Source organism: Bacillus cereus group sp. MYBK101-2 (genome assembly GCF_051918845.1).
In the GTDB taxonomy this organism is placed as follows: domain Bacteria; phylum Bacillota; class Bacilli; order Bacillales; family Bacillaceae_G; genus Bacillus_A; species Bacillus_A paranthracis.
The window spans coordinates 21,044-33,344 of sequence record NZ_JBQAIE010000016.1 but is presented as its reverse complement, the minus strand read 5'-3'; the positions used below and the strand labels follow the sequence as shown (position 1 = coordinate 33,344).

Here is a 12,301-nt window from a genome sequence, read left to right as displayed (position 1 = left end):
TCCGATAAAAAACGAGTGGTGAAGATTCAATGAACAAGGCACAAGCAACATTAGTAAATTACCAGCACCAACTAGATTTAGCTTCTTATTGGGGAGATGGTACCACTTCGTCTTCAGATGGGATGGGCATGCAAATGGGGGGGGCATCTTTACATGCAGACGCAAATCCACATCACGGAACAGGTAAAGGTGCTACCATTAAAGTCCGGTTGGTGAAGGCTAATAATCAGTGGGGGATGAAAAAAACCCCCACTAATTAAAGTTTCACTTTATTGCTTTATGAGTGATCAATTCTCTAGCTTTCATACAAAAGTGATTAATTCGAATGCTAGGGATGCCGTTCATGTCATTGATGGTTTACTACATCACGAAACAGATTTACATATTGAAGAGCATTCTATTGGATCATTACGCCTCTTAGAATATAAATAAAACCCTTGATTTTCTGCTTAGCGTAGACAAATCAAGGGTTTTTCTTTCAAAATCTTTTTTACGCGTTATACCCGAATAATTTTAAATCTTCTCCTGAGTCTGAAATTATCTTTTCGAACTGCAATCCTACTTTTTCTAAAAGCTTTCCTGAATGGATGTTATCAATAGTAGTAATTGCTACAATTCGTTTCAGACCTAGGTTCTGTACACCGTAGTCTATTACAGCAGAAGCTGACTCGTAGCCATATCCATTTGAACGGAATTCTTCTAAAAAGGCAAAGCCGATATCAACATCTTCTAATGAATCTCTTTTAATAAGACCACACATACCGAGTGGAGTGAGATCTTCTTTTCGCTCTACTAAGTAAAGACCAAATCCAAGTTTGTTATACATATCGATTGGTCCGTTTACAATATAATTTGTTGCGTCTTCCAAGGTTCTAACTCCTTTATTACCGATAAACTGAATCCATGCAGGATCGTTTACTAACTCGAGAATAAATGGAGCATCTTTTAGATGAAACCAGCGAAGAACGAGTCGTTCCGTTTCAAGAACTATCACAATCTACTGCACCACCTTTAACATTTATAATCATTAGTATGGATTGTGTAATACAAAATCGCAACATATTTTACAAGAGCCCGGATTGTTCACATAAAGTTCGTTTGTTTTGTATAAAGGGATATTTTATAATTAGAATTGATTGTAAAGAGTGAGATGCTTATACAATGACTCCTAGGTGACTAGGAGTTTTTACTATATAACTATCATTATTACTAAATATGACACACTACACATTCTACTCAAGGAGGTACATAATGAAGAAATTATATAATGCATCGTTTACGTATTTGATTATCGGTTTATTATCAGGGATTTTCGCTAGGGAGTATGGAAAGTATAAAGGAATTGTAGGATCTACTTTGTTAAACCTTTTACATACACATACACTTGTACTCGGCTTTTTCTTCTTTTTAATTGCTTTAGGATTAGCAAAAGTATTCGCGTTTCATGAAGCGAAAAGTTTTAATAAGTGGTTTGTTGTACATAATATCGCATTAATATTAATGTTAGGTTCATTGGCAGCAAGAGGGCTTCTTCAGTTAAATGGAGCGGACTTTAAAGGGTTAACTTATATTGTTGGGTTTTCTCATTCGCTGATGGCATTTACTTTAATTTGGTTTATGTTGTTAATAAAGAAGTCGTTTAAAATGTAGTTTTATAGAAAAGAACTTGCGATAGGTATTGCAAGTTCTTTTTGTTTATTCGACAGTATGAAACGAATTGCATATGTATAAAACTTGAATTATTTAATTTTTCGGATTATTATGTATAAAACACTTAACATATTTTGTAATTCTAATTTATAGAAAGTAGGAGAATGTACGATGGAGATAACAGTAGAGCGTTTAGTAAATGAATTAAAGGGTGTACTTCCCGGCGATCGAGTAGTTGTGAATACGACAGTAAGAGAGTTACATAGTAAAGATGAATCTTATCATGCTAGTAGTTTACCTGATGTAGTAGTTTTTCCGAAAACGACAGAAGAGGTTAGCACGATAATGAAAATAGCGAGTGAGCACGGGACACCCGTCGTTCCGTTTGGGGTAGGTTCTAGTTTAGAAGGACATGTAATTCCTTATGAAAAAGGAATTACGGTTGATTTTTCATTAATGAACAAAATTCTTGAAATAAGAGAGAAAGATTTTCTGGTGAAAGTACAGCCAGGAGTGACTCGTTCTCAGCTCAATAAAGAATTGAAGAAATACGGCTTGTTTTTTAGTGTAGATCCAGGGGCAGATGCAACGTTAGGGGGAATGGCTGCTACAAATGCGAGTGGAACGACAGCCGTGAAGTATGGTGTTATGCGTGATCAAGTTCGTGATTTAGAAGTCGTTCTTGCTAATGGAGAAGTAATACATACTGGGAATTTAGCAGCGAAGTCATCATCAGGTTATCATTTAAATGGTGTTTTCGTAGGATCAGAAGGTACGCTTGGATGCTTTACAGAGTTAACATTAAAAGTATACGGCATACCAGAGCATGTTATGGCCGCGAGAGCATCGTTTCCAACTATAAATGATGCAGTAGAAGCTGTTATTAACATATTGCAAGCGGGTATTCCAATTGCGAGAATTGAACTTGTAGATGAATTATCTATGAAACAAGTAAATCATTATAATGAAACAAGTTACAGAGAAGAACCTACACTGTTTTTAGAATTTCATGGCAATGAAGCAGGGCTAAAGCAAGATATTGAATTCACGAAGGAAATTGTTTTTGATCATAAATGTAAAGAAGTTGCTTTTGAAACAGAAACTGCGGCCAGAAATAAATTATGGGATGCACGGCATAATCTAGCATATTCTTACGTTCATAGCTATCCTGGTAAAAAGCTTATGAGTACAGACGTATGTGTACCAATTTCAGAATTAGCTGGTGCAATCCAACATGCGAAAGAGACGTTAGAAAAGAATGGTCTTGTTGGTGGTATTCTTGGCCATGTAGGAGACGGGAATTTCCATGTACTCTTAATGGTTGATCCAAACAATAAAGAAGAAGTGGAAAAGGCGGACGAAATAAATGAAAGTATCGTTTTATATGCTCTTAAACGAGGTGGAACGTGTACGGGAGAACATGGTGTTGGAATCGGAAAACGGAAGTATCAAGAAGAAGAACATGGGGCGGCATTACTCGTAATGGAAAAAATAAAGAAAGCTCTTGACCCACAAAATATTTTGAATCCGAATAAAGTTTTTCAGCTGAAGGATAGGGGATGATTGGGTGAAAGTACTAGAAGCGATAAGTAATATAGCTGGAAAGTATTTTGCATTTTGGGTTATTTGTATTGCAGCTATTGCATATTTCATTCCTGGACCATTTCTTGGGTTAACTAGTTACATAACAATTTTACTCGGGGTTGTAATGTTTGGGATGGGATTAACATTAAAGGCTGTTGATTTTAAGATCATTGCTACAAAACCATTGCCAGTTATTATCGGTGTATGTGCTCAGTTTATTATTATGCCACTTGTCGCATACGTACTAGCCTACGTTATGAATCTGCCAGCTGAATTAGCAGCTGGACTAGTGTTGCTCGGTTCAGTACCGGGTGGCACTGCATCAAATGTTATGGTTTATTTAGCAAAAGGGAACTTAGCGCTGTCTATTGCAATGACGTCATTATCAACGTTACTAGCACCAATTGCTACACCTCTTATTTTATTATTACTTGCAGGACAATGGATGCCGGTTAATCCTATGTCTATGTTTCTTTCTATCGTACAAGTTATTATCCTACCTATTATTTTAGGATTAGTAGTGAAGAAGTTTTTCCCGAAAACTGTTACGAAAGGGATGACTGTTATTCCGTTAATATCAGTTTTAGCAATTATCATTATTGTTTCTGCAGTTGTTTCAGCGAATGTAAGTAGCATTACTTCTTCAGGCCTGCTTATCTTCATTGCAGTGATGCTCCATAATGCATTTGGCTTTTTACTCGGATATATAACAGCGTTCGTACTGAGACTAGACGAAGGGACAAGAAGAGCTATTTCAATAGAAGTAGGAATGCAAAACTCAGGATTAGGTGTTGCGCTAGCAACAGCACATTTTGGACCAGCGGCTGCACTTCCAAGTGTATTAGCGGCAGTATGGCATAATATTGCAGGGCCGATTTTAGCAACCATCTGGTCAAAAAATGCAAAGAATACTTTCAGTGATGAAAATGTATCAATAAATATAGAAAACTAGGAATGATAAAGAATGCAAAAACGTATTTTACATTTTGAAGGACTGGTTATTTTCGTAGCCGCGATTTATGCATATTCGATATATGAATTTAGTTGGATTATATTTTTTGTATTCCTTTTAGCCCCGGATTTATCAATGTTAGCGTACGGGATAAATAATCAAATCGGTGCTAAAATTTATAATATTTTTCACACATATATTATATCGATAGTAATAGCTATCATAGGTGTCTACTTTAAGGTAGATACCGTTATAATGATTGGACTAATATGGACAGCGCATATTGGAATGGATCGAATGTTTGGATATGGATTGAAATATGAGACTGATTTTAAGGATACTCATATTCAAAGGTTATAATGGTTTTTGAGGAGAGGGATACATTGAAACAAAGAATTACTATCGAAGAATATAACATCAAATGGGAAAATGAATTTAATAAATTACAAACTATTATTACCAATGCAATGGAAAGACTTGTTTTGTCTGTTGAACATGTGGGAAGTACAGCTGTTAAAGGACTTGTATCAAAACCAATATTAGATATTGATATAGTAATAGAAGATTATGAAATTTTTCCTGAAGTAGTAAAAAGACTTGAAACGATAGGGTATTACCATCAAGCAGACTGGAGCTTCAAAGGAAGAGAGGCGTTTGGTAGAAAGGATGCTTTCGTTCCGTGGAGTGAAGAAAGTACAGTTTGGATGGAACATCATTTGTATGTGTGTGATAAAGAAAGTGAAGAACTAAGAAGACATATAGCGTTTCGGGATTACCTTCGTGAACATGAAGACGTTGCTGTTGAATATGGGAGTTTAAAGAAAGAGTTAGCAAGAGAGTCGAAAAATAGAGCGGGCTATAGTGAAGGTAAGACGGCATTTATTACAAATATATTGGAAAAAATAAACTAAGGTCGCATTGAGTATATGCGGCCTATTCTTTTTAAATTGAAAGCTGCCACTATAAAATAATGGCAAACTGTCCCTGTTGATTGATGCGATTACTAAATATAATAGGAAATAAAATAGAAAAGACCGGAAAAGAGGGAGCTTATGTACGTACCAAAATATTTCGCAATAGAAGATGAAAAGATGAAGTATGAGATAATGGAACAAAATAGCTTTGCAACATTATTTTCTCAACATAACGGGGAACCATATGCAACGCATTTACCGTTGTTATTAAATAGGGAGACTCTAACTTTACATGGTCATTTCGCACGTCCGAATGAACAGTGGAAAGATAGTGGGAATCAACATGTGCTTGCTATATTTCAAGGGCCACATAGTTACATATCGCCATCATGGTATGAAACCAACAATGCAGTACCAACATGGAATTACGTTGCAGTGCATGTATATGGAGAACTAGAAATTGTTGAGGATGAACAGGAATTATTAAATTCTCTTCAAGAGTTAGTACATAAATATGAAGATCCAGAGAGCACCTACTCACTTAATGATGTAGATCCGAATTATATGGGAGGATTAAGTAAGGGAATAGTTGGGTTCAAAGTAAAGATAAATAAAATAGAAGGAAAAGCGAAGTTAAGTCAAAATCATTCTGTGGAAAGACGGAAATTAGTTGTGGGGGAACTTGAGAAAGTTGGGAGTGAGGGGAGTAGGGGGATTGCGGAGTTGATGAAAGAAATAAAATGAGTTCAGTGAAATAAAGGTAATTTGCTAATTTTGTAGAAAATATATTTTTACTAAAATGAAAATGCCTCCGTAGCTCTAGAAGGGAAGAGCGCCGGAAAACATGTCGCACCGGATCGCAAGGCGAAGGTTTCAGAAGCACCGAAAAGCAAATAAGCTGAGACAGGTGGAATTCCTGTCGGTGAAATTCCGTAGGGAAGCGTATTCCCCTTAGCCTATGCTAAACGAAAGGAGTGCGGGTTTGAATCCCGTCGGAGGCATATAGTGAACCCCTGTATGAAGAAAGAGATTATTTATGTTATTCTCATTTAATGGTAAAATTAAAGTTAGGGTGTTTTATAGGAGGAAACAAAATGGAAGTGTTTTTAGTAGCTACTTTTTCAGCTATTATCATAATGATGGGTGTTTTTGTTATAATAAAAGCTTGTTTTACTGGGTACAAGAGGAATGATATATCATTTCGGAAATTTATCCTTTTATCCAGTGCTTCCATTGTGATGGGTTGCTTAGTGTCATTGGTACTACCATTTGGATATGAAAAAATATGCGAATACATTAACTAAATAAGTGCTTTAAAAAACGAAAGACCTTCTAAATTGAAGGTCTTTTGTTTTTAAAGTGTCTTTTCAGTTGTTGTTGGATTGTAGTCTTTACTTGTGTCAACGGATTGAACAAGGTCAGGTCTTTGTGGTGCAGGGAGATCGGCGTGACTTGCTTGATATGTAAAAGAACTATTTATCCCAATAGAAATAATACCGATAACAGACAGTCCTAGAACAACAGAACAAATTTTTTTAATCATTTTAGAGCTCCTTTCTCAAACGTTTTTTCTTTTGCTTGTAACGCTTTATGAAAATACTCACTCGCTTTCACATGATTATTTTCATCATAAAATTTAGTTGCTAATTTCTCTGAATATTCTTGAGTGTAGTTATATAAAGATTCTTTGTCGAAATACGTAATTCCTTCAAGAATAATCTTTTCTAGATCTTCAGTTGTCTCATTGTTGTTAAGGGAATTTAAAATTTTAAAATGAAGTATATATTCAACATTGTTTAGTTCTGTACAAACTTCCAATCCTTTTTTAATAAGTTCTTCAGCAATGTTTATTTCACCAAGTTTATAATGCTCTCTGGCTTGTAAAAAGAGTGCTTTAAAGTGTGTAGGCACTTTGGTTGTTACCTCTGATAAATGTCGAATCGCTAGAGAAGACAGGTTTTGACTTGCATAGAGCCAACCTAGATTATTGCGAACGCTTAAAACTAAATCCTTTTCGTTTAGTTTTTGTAAAATTGAAAGAGCAGAATTGAATTTTTCCTCTGCTTGTTCATATTGTTTTAGAAATACACATGAGGAACCTATTATATTGTCGCAAAGTGCTAACTTAATCTCAAACCCATTTTCAGTCATGAAAATATTTCTAGCTTTTGTTGCTTGCTGAATTGCATCAATAGGTTTATAAAAATGTTGATTAAAGATAGCGAATCGGTAATTATATTCTGCTTCCTCTAGTTTATCTGAAACATTAACTAATAGCTTTTCAGCTTTTTCATAATGTTCACTTGCTAAATTATAATTTGTTGTTAAAGTAGCATGAATTGCTTTAAATAAATGATAGTAGTAAGAAAGTTGGTGATTAGGTGAAATCGCGTAAGAATCTATTTTATTGAAACTGTCTTTTGTGATGCTTAAACCATCAGTTAAAACTTTGAAACGAAAATCTAGTAGAGAATAGTATAATGCTAAGTTTTCATCTTCTGCAAAGTTTAGTTCCTTTTCCTCAATTTCATGCTTTAAGTTTGTCGCCTGAGACACATCTTGTTTAAGCATAGCTAAATACCAATCATTAAATAATTTCGTAATTTGTTCATTACCTTGTAGTTGAACGTTCATGAAATCCCCTCGCTTTTTGAATATTCTTATAAAATATATTATCAAAAATAACAATATTTAGAAATGTAATTTTTATTTCTCAATATTTGTTTAATAAGCTCATGAGTAAGTCTATTGGAATAGTTAGGTTTTTGTTTTGGAGTAAAGAAAAGGAATCGGGGGAAGTGCATTTTAAAGTTCTAGTTGAGAGGGGAAAATATAAAAAAGGTGTGTTCACACAATTTGTATAAACACACCTTTTTACATATTAAACAATCAAGTCCCACAAAAAGTACGATAAGGACGATTCGTAGGCGCAGGTGGAACGCAGTATTCTTCTTGATCTGTAGAATACGCATAAGGATTTGCTAGAGCTTCAAGAAGTTTCTCCATTACGCTATAGTCGCCATTTGTAACAGCAGCTTCTAGTGCTTCTTCTACGCGATGGTTTCTTGGGATAATCGATGGGTTATTATTTTTCATCATCTCGTAGGCATTGTCTTTCGATTCTTCTTGTCTTTCTAATCGAGATTGCCACAGTTTGTACCAGTCTTTAAATTCAGGATTTTCAAATAGAGCTGTATTTTCGATCGTATTAAGAGTTAATGAACGGAATGTATTTGTGTAATCCGCTTTAAATTTCTCCATCATTTTTAAAAGTTGCTCAATAAGTGATTGATCTTGTTCTTCGTTGCTAAATAGTCCTAATTTCTTTTTCATTCCAAGGAACCACTGGTTTTCATACTGTACGCTAAATTTTGAAATTTCGTCTTGAGCAATCTTTAATGCTTCTTCTTCATCTTCGTGTAGGATTGGTATTAAAGATTCAGCTAGTCGCGCGAGATCCCATGCGGCCATATATGGTTGATTTCCATATGCGTAGCGACCTTGTGTATCAATGGAGCTAAATACAGTTCCTTGGTCGTAATTGTCCATAAATGCACAAGGACCGTAATCAATCGTTTCACCGCTAATCGTTATATTGTCAGTGTTCATTACGCCGTGAATAAATCCAACAAGTTGCCATTTTGCGATAAGACTTGCTTGTCTTTTAATGACTTCTTGTAGTAATGCAGTATATCGGTTTTCATGAGCTTCAATTTCTGGATAATGCCTTTTTATCGTATAGTCAGCTAGTGATTGGAGATCCTCGATAGAACCACGAGCAGCAGCATATTGAAATGTGCCAACACGTATATGACTACTAGCGACTCTAGTTAAAATGGCTCCAGGTAACTTTGTTTCCCGATATGTTGGCTCGCCTGTTGTGACAACTGCTAAACTGCGAGTAGTTGGAATATCAAGTGCATACATTGCTTCACTAATAATATACTCGCGTAGCATCGGACCGAGTGCAGCACGACCGTCACCGCGTCGTGAGTACGGAGTAGGGCCAGAACCTTTCAGCTGAATGTCAAAACGTTTACCTGAAGGAGTAATTTGTTCACCTATTAAAAGCGCACGACCGTCGCCTAACATATTAAAATGTCCGAATTGATGACCGGCATATGCTTGAGCTAATGGATGAGCTCCTTCTGGTAGTGCATTACCGGCGAAAATCGCAATTTCGGTTTCTTTCTTCAGTTCTTCGGGATTAAAGCCAAGAGATATCGCAAGTGAATGGTTTAGCTTAACTAACTCCGGTGAACTTACGGGAGTAGGGGGGATTTCTGTATAAAATGAATGTGGTAAAGTAGCATAACTATTGTCTAAATTCCAACCTGCTTCATTATTTTTAGTCATTTTATCTCCTCCTTGTTTATTTTTTTATTATGTATGTGTACGTATGTATTCTTTGTAAAATTAGCTAAAAGTATAATATGATATTTCCCCTTGCAATCTATTGTAAGGACTTCAGTGCACTATGTCTATTTAACAACAAATATAAAACCTCCATTTTAAGAAAATGGAGGTTTTATTATTACTTAATTTTTACGATTATTTTTCCTTTTGCTCTGCCAGCCTCTGAATATTCCATTGCTTTTTGCGCATCTTCAAAAAGGAAAACGCGATCGATTACCGGTTTGATTTTGCCGGCTTCAATATAGTTTGCAATAGTGCGTAGCTGATCTCCGCTTGGCTTCATAAATAAAAATGAATATTGAGCATTATGCTTCTTTTCAAGTGCAGTAAGTTTTTTGTACCTTCTTTTCGCATTAAAATAATACCGGCTTCTCGTAAAATTCTAAGGTGATGTGATACCGCTGGTCGAGAAAGGTGTGTTTGTTTCGTAATTTCACCTACACGTAATCCGGTTTGACATTCTGTTTCCATGAGAACTAACAAAATAGCTTGACGTGTTTCATCGCCAATTGCTAATAATACTTTTTGAGAATCAATAAAATCTTTTTTTATAACGTTTAATTGTTCTTGTTTATTCATTTCAATCACTTTACCTCCAATGAGTTAGTCGAAAGGTTTAAGATGATGAACCATTACATCGATACGGTAATGCTACATGATTGTTGTATGAGCTGCAATATTGGGAAAGAAAATCGAGACGAATGAAATTTTATGAGTTGAAAATGGTAGAGGATAGAAAAGACTTTAATGATATGTTATTTACAGATGAGAAAAGATAAGGATTTTAAAAAAATAAGCGGTCGTACCCTGAATAACTTATAGGGTACGACCGCTTATCATGTTTTTATTATTTTAAAGTGAGTTGTTTCGTTTTACTCTTTCATACATGCATAATTCAAGCAGATTATAGATGTATGAAAAAGTAAAAGTAATTTGGGGCGTAATCTATCTATATGATAATTTAAAATGAAATATAAGTCTATATCTTTGTTGTTTTTTTGATTATATTTATGTCACTGAGCTCAGAACAATGATGTGGAGGATAAATATATGGAATCGAATGATGTACCAGTTTTAATTGTTGGAGGGGGATTATCAGGATTAGCATCTGCGTTATTCCTTGCAAAATATAACATTAAGTACTTACTTATTGAAAGGCATCCGTCTACTGCAATTCATCCAAAAGCAGGTGGAATTACTTTTCGTACGATGGAGTTATTTCGAGAATTAGGTTTAGAACAAAGAATTAGATCAGCGGGTAAAGCGTTAGAAAATTGCCGAGGAAGAATAGCGGTTCATACAATAGCTGAGGCGAATCAGGAAGAATTGGCACAAATGAGGGCGAATCAGTATGAAAATGATGAAAAGTTACTTCAGAAAATAGAAGAGATTAGTCCATCAAAACAAACTGCTTGTTATCAAATTACTTTAGAAGAGATCATGTTACAAGAAGCGAGAACATTAGGCGGAGAATTATCTTTTTATCATGAATTAGTTTCTTATGAACAAAATGAGCAAGGAGTAATCGCAACGATTCGAAATCGTGAAACAGAAAAAGAAAGTGTCATACATTGTGACTACGTAATTGCAGCAGATGGGGCAAAAAGTAAAATACGTGAGCAGCTAGGGATAAGTGCGGAGGGACGAGGTACAATCGGTGGCTATTATATGAATATTTATTTTGAAGCGGATTTAAGTGAGTTTATACAAGGAGATGCATTTGGTTTTACTATGGTACTTCATCCGGAAGTTCTGGGTGCGCTCATTCCAGTCGATAACGAAAAAAGATGGATTTACCATGTATCCTATGATCCATTAAAAGGAGAGAGACCAGAGGATTTCACTATGGAACGTTGTAAACAAATTATTCAAACCGCAATTGGAAGCACAAATGTTGAGTCAGAAATAGTAAGTGTTTTACCGTGGGAAGCGACTGAAAGTACTGCTACAAAATTTCAAGATAATCGCGTTTTTTTAGTTGGCGATACTGCACATATTATGCCGCCGACAGGAGGGTTTGGTTCCAATACAGGAATACAAGATGCACACAATCTAGCCTGGAAATTGGCGGCTGTTATAAAAGGAAAGGCAAAACCAAAACTGTTAGAAACATATCATGAAGAGAGATATCCTGTTGCAAAATTAACGACAGAGTATGCGAGTAGTTTGTTGTTCCGTGCTGCGAATAGAGAGGAAGGCAGTTTGAATAATATGGATGGTTTAGCTGTTACAGTTGGATATCAGTATTATTCAGAGGCGATTATAGATGACTCAGTCACTCCACATAGAATGGATAGCGTAAAGTTGAACGGGAGACCTGGAACGCGAGCGCCACACTTTTTTGGAACATATGATGGGAAAGAAATTTCAATACTTGATTTATTAGGTAACGATTTTGTATTACTTACTATAGCAGAAAATCGTACTTGGGCTGAGTGTGTACAGAATGTTTCATCTACATTAGGAATAAATATAAAATTTTATAGCGTTGGTTTAAGGGGAGACTTTATTGCTCAAGAAGATATTTTTAGCAAATTATATGGAATAGAGAATGGAGGAGCTGTATTAATTAGACCAGATGGTTTTATAGGATGGCGCTCGGAAAAAGAGGTAGTAAATCTAGATGTAGTGCTTGAAGAGGTAATGGGTAATTTATTATGTGATTTTTAAGTAACTAAGGAAGTATTGTCTTTTATAGGACGATACTTCTATTTTTTTAGTTTGAAAAATAAAGATTGTGTAGTGAAGAGACATTATTATTATAAAAATATATGCAAATTAATTC

Annotated in this window: 13 protein-coding genes and 2 pseudogenes; 9 read left to right on the top strand and 6 right to left on the bottom strand. The window is 35.3% G+C overall.

Going from position 1 to position 12,301, the window contains the following annotated elements:
- Nucleotides 1-20: 20 nt before the first annotated feature.
- Nucleotides 21-396, top strand: a pseudogene (locus tag ACTFSI_RS23095) (Tn3 family transposase); the annotation flags it as partial.
- 94 nt (nucleotides 397-490) lie between these two features.
- On the opposite strand, the gene ACTFSI_RS23090 reads toward ACTFSI_RS23095, so the two are convergent.
- Entirely contained in the window at nucleotides 491-994 is a 504-nt protein-coding gene (locus tag ACTFSI_RS23090; protein WP_265153409.1) for a GNAT family N-acetyltransferase, read from the bottom strand.
- Between the two features lie 257 nt (nucleotides 995-1,251).
- Here ACTFSI_RS23090 and ACTFSI_RS23085 point away from each other — a divergent pair, with 257 nt between their 5' ends.
- The 7 genes from ACTFSI_RS23085 to ACTFSI_RS23055 all read left to right on the top strand — a co-directional run bounded on the left by ACTFSI_RS23085 (nucleotide 1,252) and on the right by ACTFSI_RS23055 (nucleotide 6,404).
- Nucleotides 1,252-1,650: a DUF2871 family protein gene (locus tag ACTFSI_RS23085; protein WP_044793331.1), complete on the top strand. Its 399-nt coding sequence runs from the start codon at nucleotides 1,252-1,254 to the stop codon at nucleotides 1,648-1,650.
- Nucleotides 1,651-1,821: 171 nt separating this feature from the next.
- A complete protein-coding gene (locus tag ACTFSI_RS23080; RefSeq protein ID WP_440045666.1) occupies nucleotides 1,822-3,213 on the top strand; it encodes an FAD-binding oxidoreductase in 1,392 nt (463 codons plus the stop codon).
- A gap of 4 nt (nucleotides 3,214-3,217) precedes the next feature.
- On the top strand, nucleotides 3,218-4,186 hold the full coding sequence (locus ACTFSI_RS23075) for a bile acid:sodium symporter family protein (RefSeq protein WP_440045665.1): 969 nt from the start codon (nucleotides 3,218-3,220) through the stop codon (nucleotides 4,184-4,186).
- A 12-nt stretch (nucleotides 4,187-4,198) separates the two neighbouring features.
- Nucleotides 4,199-4,546 carry a DUF4260 domain-containing protein gene (locus tag ACTFSI_RS23070; RefSeq protein WP_138321404.1) on the top strand — a complete coding sequence of 116 codons (348 nt, stop codon included), beginning with the start codon at nucleotides 4,199-4,201 and terminating at the stop codon, nucleotides 4,544-4,546.
- Between the two features lie 23 nt (nucleotides 4,547-4,569).
- Nucleotides 4,570-5,097, top strand: coding sequence for a GrpB family protein (locus ACTFSI_RS23065; protein WP_440045664.1), 528 nt, complete (start codon nucleotides 4,570-4,572; stop codon nucleotides 5,095-5,097).
- Between the two features lie 141 nt (nucleotides 5,098-5,238).
- Nucleotides 5,239-5,844 carry an FMN-binding negative transcriptional regulator gene (locus ACTFSI_RS23060; RefSeq protein WP_440045663.1) on the top strand — a complete coding sequence of 202 codons (606 nt, stop codon included), beginning with the start codon at nucleotides 5,239-5,241 and terminating at the stop codon, nucleotides 5,842-5,844.
- Nucleotides 5,845-6,194: 350 nt separating this feature from the next.
- Nucleotides 6,195-6,404 (top strand): hypothetical protein, encoded by a 210-nt coding sequence (locus ACTFSI_RS23055; protein WP_044793322.1) that lies wholly within the window; start codon nucleotides 6,195-6,197, stop codon nucleotides 6,402-6,404.
- A gap of 50 nt (nucleotides 6,405-6,454) precedes the next feature.
- Here the strand turns inward: ACTFSI_RS23055 and ACTFSI_RS23050 are convergent, their stop codons facing one another.
- The 5 genes and pseudogenes from ACTFSI_RS23050 to ACTFSI_RS23030 all read right to left on the bottom strand — a co-directional run bounded on the left by ACTFSI_RS23050 (nucleotide 6,455) and on the right by ACTFSI_RS23030 (nucleotide 10,104).
- Entirely contained in the window at nucleotides 6,455-6,643 is a 189-nt protein-coding gene (locus tag ACTFSI_RS23050) for a Phr family secreted Rap phosphatase inhibitor (protein WP_000591731.1), read from the bottom strand.
- Complete coding sequence (locus ACTFSI_RS23045; RefSeq protein ID WP_044793321.1) at nucleotides 6,640-7,734, bottom strand: tetratricopeptide repeat protein; 1,095 nt, start codon at nucleotides 7,732-7,734, stop codon at nucleotides 6,640-6,642. The genes ACTFSI_RS23050 and ACTFSI_RS23045 overlap by 4 nt, the downstream gene beginning before the upstream one ends.
- Nucleotides 7,735-7,989: 255 nt before the next feature.
- Nucleotides 7,990-9,456, bottom strand: a complete 1,467-nt coding sequence (locus ACTFSI_RS23040) for a protein adenylyltransferase SelO (protein WP_044793320.1) — start codon at nucleotides 9,454-9,456, stop codon at nucleotides 7,990-7,992.
- A gap of 178 nt (nucleotides 9,457-9,634) precedes the next feature.
- A pseudogene (locus tag ACTFSI_RS23035) lies at nucleotides 9,635-9,853 on the bottom strand (zinc-binding dehydrogenase); the annotation flags it as partial.
- Nucleotides 9,796-10,104, bottom strand: coding sequence for an ArsR/SmtB family transcription factor (locus ACTFSI_RS23030; protein WP_000571884.1), 309 nt, complete (start codon nucleotides 10,102-10,104; stop codon nucleotides 9,796-9,798). The gene ACTFSI_RS23030 and the pseudogene ACTFSI_RS23035, both read right to left, overlap by 58 nt.
- 462 nt (nucleotides 10,105-10,566) lie before the next feature.
- Between ACTFSI_RS23030 and ACTFSI_RS23025 the strand changes: the two genes are divergently transcribed.
- Nucleotides 10,567-12,186, top strand: coding sequence for an FAD-dependent oxidoreductase (locus ACTFSI_RS23025; protein ID WP_440045662.1), 1,620 nt, complete (start codon nucleotides 10,567-10,569; stop codon nucleotides 12,184-12,186).
- The last annotated feature ends 115 nt before the right edge of the window (nucleotides 12,187-12,301 follow it).

What these genes read in the sequence shown, in the direction of transcription:
- ACTFSI_RS23055 (WP_044793322.1), top strand. Translation starts at nt 6,195, where the DNA reads ATGGAAGTGTTTTTAGTAGCTACTTTTTCAGCTATTATCATAATGATG.
- ACTFSI_RS23040 (WP_044793320.1), bottom strand. Translation starts at nt 9,456, where the DNA reads ATGACTAAAAATAATGAAGCAGGTTGGAATTTAGACAATAGTTATGCT.
- ACTFSI_RS23070 (WP_138321404.1), top strand. Translation starts at nt 4,199, where the DNA reads ATGCAAAAACGTATTTTACATTTTGAAGGACTGGTTATTTTCGTAGCC.
- ACTFSI_RS23060 (WP_440045663.1), top strand. Translation starts at nt 5,239, where the DNA reads ATGTACGTACCAAAATATTTCGCAATAGAAGATGAAAAGATGAAGTAT.
- ACTFSI_RS23080 (WP_440045666.1), top strand. Translation starts at nt 1,822, where the DNA reads ATGGAGATAACAGTAGAGCGTTTAGTAAATGAATTAAAGGGTGTACTT.
- ACTFSI_RS23085 (WP_044793331.1), top strand. Translation starts at nt 1,252, where the DNA reads ATGAAGAAATTATATAATGCATCGTTTACGTATTTGATTATCGGTTTA.
- ACTFSI_RS23050 (WP_000591731.1), bottom strand. Translation starts at nt 6,643, where the DNA reads ATGATTAAAAAAATTTGTTCTGTTGTTCTAGGACTGTCTGTTATCGGT.
- ACTFSI_RS23025 (WP_440045662.1), top strand. Translation starts at nt 10,567, where the DNA reads ATGGAATCGAATGATGTACCAGTTTTAATTGTTGGAGGGGGATTATCA.
- ACTFSI_RS23045 (WP_044793321.1), bottom strand. Translation starts at nt 7,734, where the DNA reads ATGAACGTTCAACTACAAGGTAATGAACAAATTACGAAATTATTTAAT.